Source organism: Streptomyces sp. OfavH-34-F, assembly GCF_022347745.1.
Lineage (GTDB): Bacteria > Actinomycetota > Actinomycetes > Streptomycetales > Streptomycetaceae > Streptomyces.
This window is the reverse complement of record NZ_JAKRGC010000174.1, coordinates 1-12,857: the sequence shown is the minus strand read 5'-3', so window position 1 is coordinate 12,857 and position 12,857 is coordinate 1. Positions and strand designations below refer to the sequence as shown.

Annotated in this window: 14 protein-coding genes and 2 pseudogenes; 13 read left to right on the top strand and 3 right to left on the bottom strand. The window is 72.3% G+C overall.

Annotated features, from left to right (window positions below; genetic code table 11):
- Positions 1 to 295: pseudogene (locus tag MHW47_RS22715) on the bottom strand (type III effector protein); the annotation flags it as partial.
- A 126-nt stretch (positions 296 to 421) separates the two neighbouring features.
- Here MHW47_RS22715 and MHW47_RS22710 point away from each other — a divergent pair.
- The 4 genes from MHW47_RS22710 (at position 422) to MHW47_RS22695 (ending at position 3,231) form a co-directional block, all read left to right on the top strand.
- Entirely contained in the window at positions 422 to 853 is a 432-nt protein-coding gene (locus tag MHW47_RS22710; RefSeq protein ID WP_239225638.1) for an Hsp20/alpha crystallin family protein, read from the top strand.
- Positions 854 to 1,000: 147 nt separating this feature from the next.
- Positions 1,001 to 1,444 carry a DUF2267 domain-containing protein gene (locus MHW47_RS22705; RefSeq protein ID WP_239225637.1) on the top strand — a complete coding sequence of 148 codons (444 nt, stop codon included), beginning with the start codon at positions 1,001 to 1,003 and terminating at the stop codon, positions 1,442 to 1,444.
- Between the two features lie 118 nt (positions 1,445 to 1,562).
- Positions 1,563 to 2,288: a bifunctional 2-polyprenyl-6-hydroxyphenol methylase/3-demethylubiquinol 3-O-methyltransferase UbiG gene (locus tag MHW47_RS22700; protein ID WP_239225636.1), complete on the top strand. Its 726-nt coding sequence runs from the start codon at positions 1,563 to 1,565 to the stop codon at positions 2,286 to 2,288.
- Between the two features lie 100 nt (positions 2,289 to 2,388).
- Positions 2,389 to 3,231 (top strand): endonuclease/exonuclease/phosphatase family protein, encoded by an 843-nt coding sequence (locus tag MHW47_RS22695; protein ID WP_239225635.1) that lies wholly within the window; start codon positions 2,389 to 2,391, stop codon positions 3,229 to 3,231.
- A gap of 45 nt (positions 3,232 to 3,276) precedes the next feature.
- Here the strand turns inward: MHW47_RS22695 and MHW47_RS22690 are convergent, their stop codons facing one another.
- Entirely contained in the window at positions 3,277 to 3,924 is a 648-nt protein-coding gene (locus MHW47_RS22690; RefSeq protein ID WP_239225634.1) for a hypothetical protein, read from the bottom strand.
- Positions 3,925 to 4,109: 185 nt separating this feature from the next.
- Here MHW47_RS22690 and MHW47_RS22685 point away from each other — a divergent pair, with 185 nt between their 5' ends.
- Positions 4,110 to 4,493 (top strand): hypothetical protein, encoded by a 384-nt coding sequence (locus tag MHW47_RS22685; protein ID WP_239225633.1) that lies wholly within the window; start codon positions 4,110 to 4,112, stop codon positions 4,491 to 4,493.
- 20 nt (positions 4,494 to 4,513) lie between these two features.
- Here MHW47_RS22685 and MHW47_RS22680 read toward each other — a convergent pair whose 3' ends face one another.
- Positions 4,514 to 4,924: a RidA family protein gene (locus MHW47_RS22680; RefSeq protein WP_239225632.1), complete on the bottom strand. Its 411-nt coding sequence runs from the start codon at positions 4,922 to 4,924 to the stop codon at positions 4,514 to 4,516.
- A gap of 138 nt (positions 4,925 to 5,062) precedes the next feature.
- Between MHW47_RS22680 and MHW47_RS22675 the strand changes: the two genes are divergently transcribed.
- The 8 genes and pseudogenes from MHW47_RS22675 to MHW47_RS22640 all read left to right on the top strand — a co-directional run.
- Positions 5,063 to 5,470: a helix-turn-helix domain-containing protein gene (locus MHW47_RS22675; RefSeq protein WP_239225631.1), complete on the top strand. Its 408-nt coding sequence runs from the start codon at positions 5,063 to 5,065 to the stop codon at positions 5,468 to 5,470.
- A 93-nt stretch (positions 5,471 to 5,563) separates the two neighbouring features.
- A complete protein-coding gene (locus tag MHW47_RS22670; protein ID WP_239225630.1) occupies positions 5,564 to 6,442 on the top strand; it encodes a CPBP family intramembrane glutamic endopeptidase in 879 nt (292 codons plus the stop codon).
- Between the two features lie 28 nt (positions 6,443 to 6,470).
- Entirely contained in the window at positions 6,471 to 7,697 is a 1,227-nt protein-coding gene (locus MHW47_RS22665) for a sensor histidine kinase (protein WP_239225629.1), read from the top strand.
- A 4-nt stretch (positions 7,698 to 7,701) separates the two neighbouring features.
- Positions 7,702 to 8,394 carry a response regulator transcription factor gene (locus MHW47_RS22660; protein ID WP_239225628.1) on the top strand — a complete coding sequence of 231 codons (693 nt, stop codon included), beginning with the start codon at positions 7,702 to 7,704 and terminating at the stop codon, positions 8,392 to 8,394.
- Between the two features lie 97 nt (positions 8,395 to 8,491).
- Complete coding sequence (locus tag MHW47_RS22655; RefSeq protein ID WP_239225627.1) at positions 8,492 to 9,397, top strand: LysR family transcriptional regulator; 906 nt, start codon at positions 8,492 to 8,494, stop codon at positions 9,395 to 9,397.
- A gap of 458 nt (positions 9,398 to 9,855) precedes the next feature.
- Entirely contained in the window at positions 9,856 to 11,370 is a 1,515-nt protein-coding gene (locus tag MHW47_RS22650) for a 4-hydroxyphenylacetate 3-hydroxylase N-terminal domain-containing protein (protein WP_374230132.1), read from the top strand.
- Positions 11,371 to 11,450: 80 nt separating this feature from the next.
- Entirely contained in the window at positions 11,451 to 12,386 is a 936-nt protein-coding gene (locus MHW47_RS22645; protein WP_239225625.1) for a VOC family protein, read from the top strand.
- Positions 12,383 to 12,857: pseudogene (locus MHW47_RS22640) on the top strand (hypothetical protein); the annotation flags it as partial. The gene MHW47_RS22645 and the pseudogene MHW47_RS22640, both read left to right, overlap by 4 nt.

Here is a 12,857-nt window from a genome sequence, read left to right as displayed (position 1 = left end):
CCTGCCGGCTGGCGACGCCCAGGGGCGGCGCGAGGTCGGCCCAGCTGGCTCCCGCGTCGCGGGCCGTCTCGATCAGGGAGGTCTCCCAGCCGGCGAGCCGCTCGCGCACCTGCCGCAGCAGCAGCAGGGAGGCCAGCGCCTGTTCGGGGCCCGGGCCGGGGGCGTCGGGAGCGCCCCGCTGCGCCTCGCGCAGGGCGTCGTCGATGGTGTGCAGGGCCGCCGCGGCGGCGAGGAACGAGGCCGGGCTCCGCGCGCCGGCGTCGCCGGACGGGGGCGGCTGGTCGGTCGGGGTCACGGGCTCCTCCTGGCTGATGTCATCGCACGGATGACATCAAGTTTGTCATCCAATGGATGACATGTTACAACGGGACCAGTGAGGCGCATTGGCAGCAACTGCCCGACCCGCTGGAGGTGTTTCCCCATGTTGATGCGCACCGACCCCTTCCGCGAACTCGACCGGCTGGCCCAGCACCTGATGGCTCCGGGCACCTGGTCACGCCCCTCGGCGATGCCGATGGACGCCTACCGCGCGGGCGACGAGTACGTGGTGGTCTTCGACCTGCCCGGCGTCGTCCCGGAGGCGATCGACATCGACGTCGAACGGAACATGCTGACCGTCAGGACCGAGCGCCGGCCGGCGGCGAAGGCCGACGACGTGCAGATGGAGCTGTCCGAACGGCCGCTGGGCGTCTTCTCCCGCCAGATCGTGCTCGCCGACACGCTCGACACCGAGCACATCGAGGCCCACTACGACGCGGGTGTGCTCACCGTGCGCATCCCGATCGCCGAACGGGCCAAGCCCCGCAAGATCTCCGTCGGCGTGGGCTCCGGCCGCCAGGAGATCTCCGGCTGACGCCGGCCCCGCGGCCCCCGCTTCCGGCCGGGGGCCGCCGTCCTCCCACCCGGGCGGCGGCCCCCGGTCCGCCGCATCCGACCCCGGCCAGGTGCCGTACACCCCGATGCCGAACCCACCACGACCCCGCGAAAGGCAGAGACCGCAGTGACCACCGACGTGCGCGCCCCGCTCCGGAACCGGCAGCCGTACGGAACGGCATACGAGCAGATGCTGGAGAAGGTCCGCTACGAGGGCGCCTACCCCACCCGCGAGCGGGCGGAGGAGTCCGTCCGCCTGGTCCTCGCCGGACTCGGCCGCCGGCTGACCGGCGACGAACGCGTCGACCTGGCCGCCTGCCTGCCCCTGGAGGCCGCACGCCTGCTGACCGAGCAGATCCCCGACCCGCGACCGCTGACCGGCTGGGCCTTCGTCAAGGACCTGGCGGCCCGCTCCGGCGGCTCCCTCGCCACCACCCGCTGGGACACCGGCTCCGTCTTCGCCGCCGTCGCCGCGTACGCGGGCCCCGACCTGGTCACCCGCATCCTGCGCCAACTGGGCTCCGGCTACGCCCTGTTGTTCGGCCGCGCCGAACTCGCCCAGGCCGCGTAGACACGGCCCCGCCCCGCGTACCGGGTCGCGACCGGCCGCCGCCCGTGAACCCCGCCCCCGCGCGCGGCCGGTGAAACCCGGTGGCTGTCGGCGGCCGGCTCCGCATACGTTCGGCCGCATGGCTGACGACTGCTTCGGGCATCCACGACTCGCCGCGATCTACGATCCGCTCGACCCGGACCGCGGCGACCTCGACACCTACCTCCGGACGGTGGAGGAGTTCGGGGCACGCCGGGTGCTGGACATCGGCTGCGGCACCGGCGTGTTCGCCCTCCTCCTGGCCGACCGCGGGATCGACGTCGTCGGCGTCGATCCCGCCCGGGCGTCCCTCGACGTCGCCCGGGCCAAACCGGGCGGCGAGCGGGTGCGCTGGATCTGCGGCGACGCCACGGCGCTCCCGCCCCTGCGCGTCGACCTCGCGACGATGACGGCGAACGTCGCCCAGGCCATCGCGGACCCCGGCGCCTGGCACGGGACGCTGCGGGGAGCCCACGAGGCGCTGCGGCCCGGCGGACACCTGGTCTTCGAGACCCGCGATCCCGCCCGGCGGGCCTGGGAGACATGGACCCGCGAGCACTCCCACCGGGTGACGGACGTCCCCGGCGCCGGCTCCGTCGAGAGCTGGGTCCAGGTGACCGACGTGAGCGGGCCGCTGGTGACCTTCCGCTGGACCTACGTCTTCGCCGCGGACGGGCAGGTGCTGACCTCGGACTCGACCCTGCGGTTCCGGGAGCGCGACGAGATCGAGGCGGACCTGACCGCCCATGGCTACGCCGTGCACGATGTACGGGACGCGCCCGACCGGCCGGGCAAGGAGTTCGTCTTCCTCGCACGACGCGTCTGACCCCGGGCCGGGAGAGACCCCGGTGCCTCGCACACCCTAGGCTCGGGCGGCGGAGAGCCCCGTACGGGCGGGGCCCGGACCCTACTTCGAGGAGCCGAAGGTGACCGGAACCGGCGCGCGGTGGCTGGTGGGCGCGCTGATCACGGCCTGTCTGCTGCTCGCCGGCCCCAGCGTATCGACCAGTGCCTACCCGGTCCGGCCGCTGCCGGCCGGCGCCCCCGAGGAGGTCGTGCCGAACCGGGTCATGACCTGGAACCTCTGCAACCCCTGCCGGGGGAGCGGACGGAACGGCGGCAGAGCGGCGGAGATCGCCGCGTACGCACCCCAGGTCATCGGCCTGCAAGAGGCGTGCGCGGGAGACGTCGAGAGAATCCGGGACTACCTGCGGTACCGGTACGGGCTGGTCTACCACGTCGCCTACGGATCGGTCCTGCCGAGCTGGAGCCGGTGCGGCGGACTGCCCTGGCGCCCGGGCGGCTACGGCCAGGCGATCCTCTCGGCCGCCCCGATGACCGACCCCGTGACGGTCGAGTACCCCCGGGGCGGGTCCGAGGACCGCGGCTACATGGCCGTCACCACCCTCGTGGACGGCCTGCGCGTCCGGGTGTTCAACACGCACCTGGCCGAGCGGAGGCAGGAGGCGTTCCGCGCGGAGCAGACCGCCGTACTGGCCGAGGCGGTCGCCCGGTACGACCGCACGATCGTCCTCGGTGACTTCAACGCGAGGCCGGACGCCCCCGAACTCGCCGGGATGTGGGGCCTGGCCGACGACGCGGACCCCGGGTGCGGCCCCTTTGCGACGGGCACCTGCGAGCCGACCACCGACTGGCGCGCCAAGTTCGACTACATCTTCCTCCGGGGCTTCGACCCGCTGGAGCAACGCGTGCACCTCACCCCGTGGTCGGACCACGACCTGGTGCGGGCCGACCTGAGACGGACGTGACGCCACGGCACCGGACGGCCCGGCGCCCGAGCCCGCCGCCCCGCGCTAGGCCTCGGGCTCCTCGTCGTTCGCGTCGGCGGCGGGCAACTGCTGCCCGCCGCGCGCCTGGAGACCCGCGATCCGCTCCTGGGAAGCGATTCTCAGCCGTTCGATCTCCATGTCCATGCGGTTCTTCTCCCGCTGGGTCGTCGCCTCCAGCCTGGCCTTCACGACCGCCGCGGCGGCCGTGACCGACGCGGCCACGGCCCCGCCCGCCAGGATCTCGTTGACGATCTCGGCCTGGGACTGGCGCCTCAGCGCCTCGTCCGCCGACTCGACCGGCTCCCGGCCCGCGCTCTCCCACCGCCCGTCGGAAGCGCCGGGAACGGAGACCCGGCCCGTCTTCGTGCTGCGCGTCTCCACGGAGGACGGCGGACCGGCGCCCCGGCCGGCCTCGCCCGAAAGCCCCAGCACGCCGGCGAAACGCAGGGCGATCTCCGCGTCCCGCCCGCCCCTGCCGGCCAGCAGGGCCAGACACTCCCGCGCCCCGGCCGGGTCATCGGCTCCGAACCGCTGCGCCGCGACCTCCAACGCCAGCCTCGCGAACGCACGCGCGAAGGCATCCGGCAGCTCGCCCGCCTCGGCCAGGGCCGTCCGCAGCCCCTCCTCCACGCCGCGCCGCCGTCCCCGGCCCTCGCCCTCTTCGCAGACCATGCATGCAGTGTGCCCCGGGAACCGCGCTTACGTTGCCGGGTGCCGGAAAGCCGGTACACGGGTCGACTTCCGTACCCGGCAAGTGAGCGGACGCGCCCGGGTGGTCATGATGAGCACCGTGGGCGCGGCGCTCCACGGCCCACGCGGCCGGAAAGGCAGGCGAGATGCCCGTAACCGTGACAGGGATGTTCGGCGGATTCGTGGACGTGCTCGGCATCAGCATGGGGCTGGGCTGTGCGTGGCTGGGATGGCGGACCGTACTCCGGCCGCACCGGCCGCCGGAGCCGTTCCAGGGGCCGGTGTGGGCGGTCCGCGCCGGAGGGCTCGGCTTCGTGCTGCTGGGGGTCGTCCTCGCGGTCCGGTCGGCGGCCCTGCTGGCCGGCCGGGAGGCGGGCTGGACGGGCGACTTCATCCGCTGGGTCGCCGGACCGCTCGTCATCGGCTCGATCCTCGCCGCGCTCCTGTCCCGGCGCGCGGAACACCGGCGCGGGGAGCACCGGCGCGCGGAGCACCGGCAGAGCCGCACCCGGAACGAGGACGGCGGCCCCGGGCGGGCGGCGCACCGGTGACCACGGGCGCGTCCGCGCCGTCAGTTGAGCAACGCGGTCGCCTCGACCTCCACCAGGACGTCCGGCTCGAAGAGGTACTCGACGCCGATGAGAGAGGCCGGCGGCATCGGCAGCGGCAGCCCGACCTCCTCCGCCACGGCCTCCACCCCCGCCATGAACGCACCGATGCGCTCGGGCTGCCACCGGGTCACGTAGAACGTCAGCCGGAGCACATCGGCGAACGAGGCCCCGGCACCGGCCAGGCCGACGGCGGTGTTCCGCAGGGCCTGGGCCACCTGCCCCGCCAGGTCGCCGGGCGCCACCGGAGTCCCGTCCGCCAGGCGGCCGACCTGCCCGCTGATGTGGACCTGCCGGGTGCCGGTGCCGACGGCGACGTGGTGGTACGGGGCGGGCTGCAGCATGCCCCGGGGAGTGAAGTGCTGGACGGACACGAGGGTTTCTCCTGTTCACGGACGGAGGTGGGGAAGGCGCCGACGGCGCGCCGGGCGGGCGTCCCGCTTGACGGCCCCGCTCGGTATCCAGAAGATACTTAGTGTCCTCAAGGAACTTCAACGAGACCAGGTTTCGCCATGGATACCGCCGGCCCCGCCGAGCTGCGCGTCGACGCCCCGCACCGCGAACTCCTCGACCAGGTGCTGGACAAGTGGTCACTCGCCGTCCTCAGCCACCTGTGCGAGCGCCCCAGCCGCTTCAACGAGCTGCGCCGGGCGATCCCCGCCGTCACCCAGAAGTCCCTGACGGCGACCCTGCGCCGGCTCGAACGCAACGGCGTCGTCGCACGCGAGGTGACCGCCACCCGGCCGGTCGCGGTCACCTACCGGATCACCCCGCTCGGCAAGACCCTGCGCCACCCGGTGGACGTCCTGCTCGCCTGGGCCGACGCGCACCTGCCCGCCATCGAGCAGGCCCGCCGGGCCTTCGACGACCAGCAGGACGACGCCCACCTCCCCGGCGCATCCCCCGAGCGAGCTACCTGAGCCGTCCCCGCGCGGGTGACTCGCGCGCGCCCGCCGATTCCTAGCGTGGTCCCCAGGTCACCGCGAGGGTGGCCCACCACACGGGAGGCCACCATGGGCACGCTGTCCGCCACACCCCACCCCACGGGTTCCGGCCCCGGCGACGACCGCGACGGAGCCGGCGGCCGCTTCCGCCGGGCGATGCGTTCCCCGCTCGGCTGGATGGCGGCGGGAATGGCCGGCGTCGCGGTGGTCTCGGCCCTGACGGCGACCGGACCCGGGCCCGTACCGGTGGCCGGCGCGGCCGCCGCGGTGGCCGTGTACGGCTACGTCATGCGCCGGGCGGCCCGGCGGTCCACGCCCGAGATCGCCCGGTCCGGGGCCGTCCGCGACACGCTGCTCGGCGGTGCGATCGGACTGGGCTTCATCCTCGTCTCCGCCCTGCTGATCACCGCGTTCGGCGGCTACTCGTTCGCGTGGGCGGGCGACGACGTCCTGGCGGTCCTGGGGACGACGCTCGCGGTCCAGACCGGCGCCGCGGTCACCGAGGAGCTGTTGTTCCGCGGCCTCGCCCTCCAGGCCCTCGAACAACTGTGGGGCAGCCGGGCCGCCCTCGTGATCACCTCCCTGTTCTTCGGCGTCGCCCACCTGGGCGCCGACGGCGCCGACGCGTGGAGCGGCCTGGCGATCGCCCTGGAGGCGGGCGCCCTGCTCGGAGCCGCGTTCCTGTGGCGGCGTAGCATCTGGTTCGTCGTCGGGCTGCACTTCGCCTGGAACGCCACGGAGCAACTGCTCGGCATCCCCGTCTCCGGGCACGCCCCCGAAGGACTGTTCACCGTCGACGTCCACGGCTCCGCCCTCCTGACCGGCGGCGGCTTCGGCCTGGAGGCATCGATCGTGCCCGTCCTCGCCGGAACGGCCATCGCCACCACGATGCTCGTGCGCGCCCACCGCAACGGCGCCCTCACACCTCGCCGACCCGCGGACCGCTGAGACGGACCGGCTGGAGGAAACCGCAGTGATGTCCGTACAGAATCTCCGGAGCGGTACGAGCGTCCCGCTGCTCCGGGCGTCGCTCGGCCGGTGGCGGGAGCGGGACGCCCTCCTCAAGGACGGCCTCCTCGCCCTGGCCCTGACCCTGCTGGCCCTCGTACCGCCCCTCTCCCAGGTCGGGGCGCAGATCGGCGACCTCCCCGAGCGGGCCCCGAGTGCGCTGAGCGGCGGGCTGATCCTCGCCCAGACCGCACCCCTGATGATCCGCCGCAGATGGCCCGCGGCCTGCCTGGCCGTCATCGCGGCCGCGTTCGCGGCCCACCAAGTGCTGGGCTACACCACGACGTTCGCGAGCGTCGGGCTGTACCTCGCGCTGTACTCGGCCGGCGCCCACCAGGTCCGCGCCCGCACCGCCCTGGCCGCCCTGGCCGTCGCGGGCTACGCGGGGCTGGCCGCCGCCCTGCACCGCTCCGGCTCCCCGAACGGCATCCCGGACTACCTCGCCTTCTCCCTGGCGCCGGCGGCAGCGTGGCTCGTGGGCAACACGGTACGTACGCGGCGGACCGAGGAGACCGAGCGGCGGCGGCTGGCCGCCGAGATGGCCACGGCCGCCGAACGGGCCCGGATCGCCCGCGAACTCCACGACGTGGTCACCCACCACGTGACGGCCATGGTGGTCCAGGCCGACGCGGCGCAGTACCTGCTCACCTCCGCACCGGAACGCGCCGGCGAAGGGCTCACCGCGGTGAGCGACACCGGCCGCAGGGCGCTCACCGAACTGCGGTACCTCCTCGGCGTCCTGGAGGCCACCGGCGAAGCCGCGTCCGCGCAGCCGGACCGCGCCGGCCGGGCACCCGCCCTCGGCCAGGTGGGCGACCTCGTCGAGCAGGCCCGCCGGTCCGGCCAGCCCGTCGAGTTCAGCGAACGGGGCGAGCGCAGGCCCCAGGGCGTGGACGTCGAACTGGCCGCCTACCGGGTCGCGCAGGAAGCCCTCACCAACGCCATGAAGTACGCCCCCGGGCAGCCGACCTGGCTCCTCCTCGGCCACGCCCACGACCGCGTCGAGATCGTCGTGACCACCGACGGGCCCGCAACCGCACCTCCGGCACGCGAACCGGGCGCCGGAGGCGGCCGTGGACTGGCCGGCCTGCGCACACGGGTGCGGATGCTCGATGGTGAACTGACCTACGGACCCCGGCCCGAGGGCGGGTTCGAAGTCCGTGCCACGATCCCGTCCAGGCCCCTTCAGGAGTGACCCCGTGACCGACGCGCCGCCCCCGATCCGCGTACTCGTCTGCGACGACCAGGCCCTGGTGCGGACCGGCTACGTCACCATCTTCTCCGCCCAGCCCGACATGGAGGTCGTCGGCGAGGCCGAGAACGGCCACGAGGCGGTCCAGGCAGCGCACCGGCTGCGCCCCGACGTGGTCGTCATGGACATCCGGATGCCCCTGCTCGACGGCATCCGGGCGACCCGGCAGCTCGCCGGCCCCGACACCGAGAACCCGCCGAAGGTCCTGGTCGTCACCACGTTCAACGTCGACGCCTACGTCTACGACGCGCTGCGCGCCGGAGCGAGCGGCTTCCTCCTCAAGGACGCGCCCCCGGCGGAGCTGGTCAACGGCATCCGCACCGTCGCCCGCGGCGAGTCCCTGCTCGCGCCCGCCGTCACCCGCGACCTCATCGGCCACTTCGCCCAACACGTGAGGCCGGCCGACACCTCCCGGCCGGCCAGGCAGGACGTCGTGCGCGCCCTGACCCCGCGCGAGCGGGAAGTGCTCGAACTCATCGCCGAAGGGCTGTCGAACGCGGAGATCGCCGCCGCCCTGTTCATCACGCCCGAGACCGTCAAGACCTATGTGTCGCGCATCCTGGCCAAACTCGGCCTGCGCGACCGCGTCCAGGCCGTCGTCCTCGCCTACCGGATCGGACTCGTCCCCGGCACACCCTGACCGGACCCCCGCCCGCCCGGGCACGGCCGCGGGCGGAGGACCGTCCCGTAATCTCTGGCTGTCGGGACGAGCCGGGGGCCGCGGAAGGTCGAAGAGGGTGGACTTTCGTCAGATCGAGTACTTCAAAGCCGTCGTGGAGGCCGGTTCGGTCTCCCAGGCCGCCAAGAACCTCAACATGACGCAACCCCCCGTGAGCCACGCCGTGGCGAAACTGGAGGCCGAACTCGGCGTCCGCCTCCTCGAACGCACCGCGAAGGGCGTCCACCCCACACAGGCCGGCCTCTACCTGCTGTCCAAGGGCGAACGCCTGGTCGCCGACCGGGACCGGGCGACGGCGACGCTGAAGCTGATGGGCGAGGGCGCGGTCGGGGACCTGCGTATCGGCGTGGAGCCCATGGTCATCAACGAGATCGTCGCCGACGTGCTCGCCGAGTTCCTCGACCAGGTCCCGGGCGCCCGGGTCAGCCTCACCGACGTCACCCCCGACCTCATCGTGCAGGGAATTCAGGACGGCCGGCTGGACATGGGGTGCATTCCCTTCGGCCCCGGCCAGTTCGCCGGTTTCGTGACGGACCTCTGCGATTCCTACCCCATCCTGGGAATCGAAATCAAGCTCGCCGTCCCCCGGTATCGCGCGCGCGAGGACCACCCCGACGGAAAGGGATGGGGGCGCTGGATTCTCCCCTATCGCATTCCGGCGTTCACCGGCATGCCCGAAGTCGTCGGAAAGGCGCTCGCGGGCGACGACTCATTCGAGGTGCTGGAGGTCTCCACACCCCAGACGTCCGTCGCCTTCGTCGCCGCCGGGCTCGGCGTCGCCCCCGTGACCCGGCGGATCGCCGGCCGGACGGACGCGGTGACCCTCCTCGACCCCCCGCGCTGGCTCGCCCCCATGCAGGCCACGCTGCTGTGGCGCCGGGACGCCGAGATCACCCCGCTGATGCGGCACTGGCTGGAGGCGACCCGGGTGGTCGCCGAGCACCGCCGCGCGCTCAGGTCGTGAGCCATACACAAAACTATGGCACCCCTCCATTGCGCCGCGTATGGACCCTGCCGGGAAAAGCGGCGGACATCTCGCGCCACGAGACGAAATCCCTGTGGTGTGCGTCACATCCGTGGGTGTGCCGGGTGGCCCACGCCCCTCAGGGCGGGATGAAAAACCCCAGTTCAGAGGCGCTTCGCCCGTCGTTCACCGGCTGAAGCCAGGCGCGCCGGCCGGCCCGTCCGCGCCCTCCGGCCGCTTCCGGGGTCTATTGCCCGTGCCCGCACCCCGTGGAAGCCTTCCGGCAATTCGACGCCGCAGAGAATTCCGGTCGGCAACTCGACTCCCGCCACGGGAAGTCGGTCACGCACGACGAGAATCCGGCGCCATCCATTTCCGTCCGGAGAAGATGGGGTTTTCGTTCTATGAACACGGGAAATGCAAATCGGTCGGCACCCGGCAGGGCCGGCCGTGAGAACATCCCCTTCACCGGTGCCGAGTACCTGGAGAGCCTGAACGACGGGCGCGAGGTCTGGATCTACGGCGAGCGCGTCGAGAACGTCGCCGAACACCCCGCGTTCCGCAATGCGGCCCGCATGATCGCCCGCATGTACGACGCCCTGCACGACCCGGCGCGCAAGGACGTCCTCACCGCACCCAACGAGGACGGTGGATTCACCCACCGCTTCTACCGGGCGCCGCAGACCGTCGAGGAGCAGGTCGCCTCGCGCGACGCGATCGCCGAGTGGCAGAAGATCGCCTGGGGCTGGATGGGCCGCTCGCCCGACTACAAGGGCTGCTTCCTCGGCACCCTGGGCGCCAACGCCGAGTTCTACCGCGGCTTCGAGGACAACGCGCGCAACTGGTACCGCAAGGCCCAGCAGAAGACCTGGTACATCAACCACGCGATCATGAACCCCCCGGTCGACCGCGGCCTCGGCGCCGACGCCGGCAAGGACGTGTTCATCCGGGTCACCCGGGAGACAGACGCGGGCTTCTACGTCACCGGCGCCAAGGTCGTCGCCACCGGCTCGGCCCTCACCCACTACACCTTCGTCGGCCACGTCGGCCAGGTCGCCGTGCAGGACCCGTCCTTCTCGCCGGTGTTCATCATGCCGACGAACTCCCCCGGCGTGAAACTGCTCTGCCGCACCTCCAACGAGTACCGGGCCGCCGTGCTCGGCAGCCCCTTCGACTACCCGCTGTCCAGCCGGCTTGACGAGAACGACGCCATCCTGGTCCTCGACGACGTGTTCGTCCCCTGGGAGAACGCGTTCATCTACAACGACCTGGAGCAGGCGAACAAGTACAACATCCACTCGGGCTACCTGGAGCGCGCCTCCCTGCACGGCTGCACCCGCTTCGCCGTCAAGATGGACTTCCTGGTCGGCATGCTGGCCCGCGCCCTCGACGTCACCGGCGCCGGCCAGTTCCACGGCGTCATGTCACAGCTCGGCGAGGTCATCGCCTGGCGCAACACCTTCTGGGCGCTGTCGGACGCGATGGCCAAGAGCGCGGTGCCGTGGAAGGGCGGCATGATCCAGCCCGACCCGCAGTTCGCCGGCGCGTACCGGGTGATGAACCAGCTGGCCATGCCGAAGATCAAGAACATCATCGAGCAGGTGGTGGCCAGCGGGCTCATCTACCTCAATTCGCACGCCGACGACTTCAAGACCCCCGAGATCCGCGGCTACCTCGACACCTACGTGCGCGGCACCGGCGGCATCGACGCCGAGGAGCGCGTCAAGGTCATGAAGATGCTGTGGGACTCCATCGGCACCGAGTTCGGAGCCCGCCACGAGCTGTACGAGATCAACTACATCGGCAGCAACGACGTGACCCGGCAGACCAACCTCTTCGCCGCCCGCGGCAGCGGCCTGCTCGACCGCTGCAAGGAGTTCGCGCAGAGCGCCATGGACGAGTACGACCTGGACGGCTGGACCGTGCCGGACCTCATCGGCCCGGACGACGTCAGCGTCCTCAAGAAGCGCTGAGACCCACGGGCTCCGGCCGGGGAGCCCGCCACCGGCGAACCGAGCGCGCCACCGCGCACCCACCCACCACAGGAGGACCCGTGGCCACGGCAATCGATGCTGCCCACGTCACCTACGAGGCACCCGACCTCCAGGTGATGGAGAAGTTCCTCACCTCGTTCGGCATGACCAGGGCCGAGGGCAGCGACGACCGGACGCTGTACATGCGGGGCACCGGAACCCAGCACCACATCCACGTCACCCGCAAGGCCGACAAGCAGCGCTTCGTCGGCGCCTCGATCGAGGTCGCCACCTACCAGGACCTGGCCGAACTCGCCGCCCTCCCGGGATCGTCCCCGGTCACCGAGTCGACGGAACCCGGCGGCGGACAGGTCGTCTCGATGACCATGCCCGACGGCATCGAGATCCGGGCGATCTGGAACCGGGACCGGGCCGAACCCCTCGCGGACCGGGAACCCTTCAGGATGAACAACATCCGGGACAAGAACCGGGTGAACTCCTTCGTCCGCCAGCCCGTCGCACCCTGCACCATCGCCCGGCTCGGCCACTTCGTGCTCCACGTGAAGGACCACGACGCCTCGATGGCCTGGCTGAACGAGCGCTTCAACTTCCTGCCCTCCGACTACTTCCTGCCGCCCGGGCAGGACGGCCCCGTCGTCGGCACCTTCGTCCGGCTCGACCTGGGCGATCAGCTGGTCGACCACCACTTCATGCTCGTCCTCCAGTCGGACTGGGCCGGCGTCCACCACAGCGCCTTCGAGGTCACCGACATGGACGCCGTCATGTCCTCGCACGACTACCTCCTCCAGCAGGGCTACACCCCCGACGTCGGAGTCGGCCGCCATCTGCTCGGCAGCCAGATCTTCGACTACTGGAAGGACCCCTTCGGCTTCCGCATCGAGCACTACACCGACGGCGACACCGTGGACGGCAGCCACCGGCCCGGAAAGTTCAACGGCACTGCCGCCGATACCACCCAGTGGGGCAACCGCCCCCCGATGGAGTTCTTCCAGTGAGCGGCGAGAAGCGCGCGGAGCGCACCGAACCCGTACCGGCGGCCCCCGCCACACCGCTGCCCCCTCCGGCATGCGAACCGCTGTCCCCGGCCGTCCGCGAGCAACTGGCGCGGGCCGGCTCGTCCACCGTCGCCAACATGCTGCTCCGGCACGGCCTGCGCAACGTCCTGATGGCCGGCGTCCGCCCCCTGGCGGCGGGCCGGGCCCCCATGGTGGGCCCGGCCAGCACACTCCGGTTCATCCCGGCGCGCGAGGACCTCGACACCCTCGCCGGATACGGCTCCAGCGAGAACCTGCACCGGCGCGCGATCGAGGAGTGCCCGCCCGGGGCGGTGCTCGTCATCGACGCGTTCGGCTCCAGGGCGGGGGCGTCCATGGGCGACATGATGGCGGCGCGCCTCCAGCGGCGCGGCGTGTCCGGTGTGGTCACGGACGGCGGATACCGGGACTCCGGCGCCATCGCCGGGACCG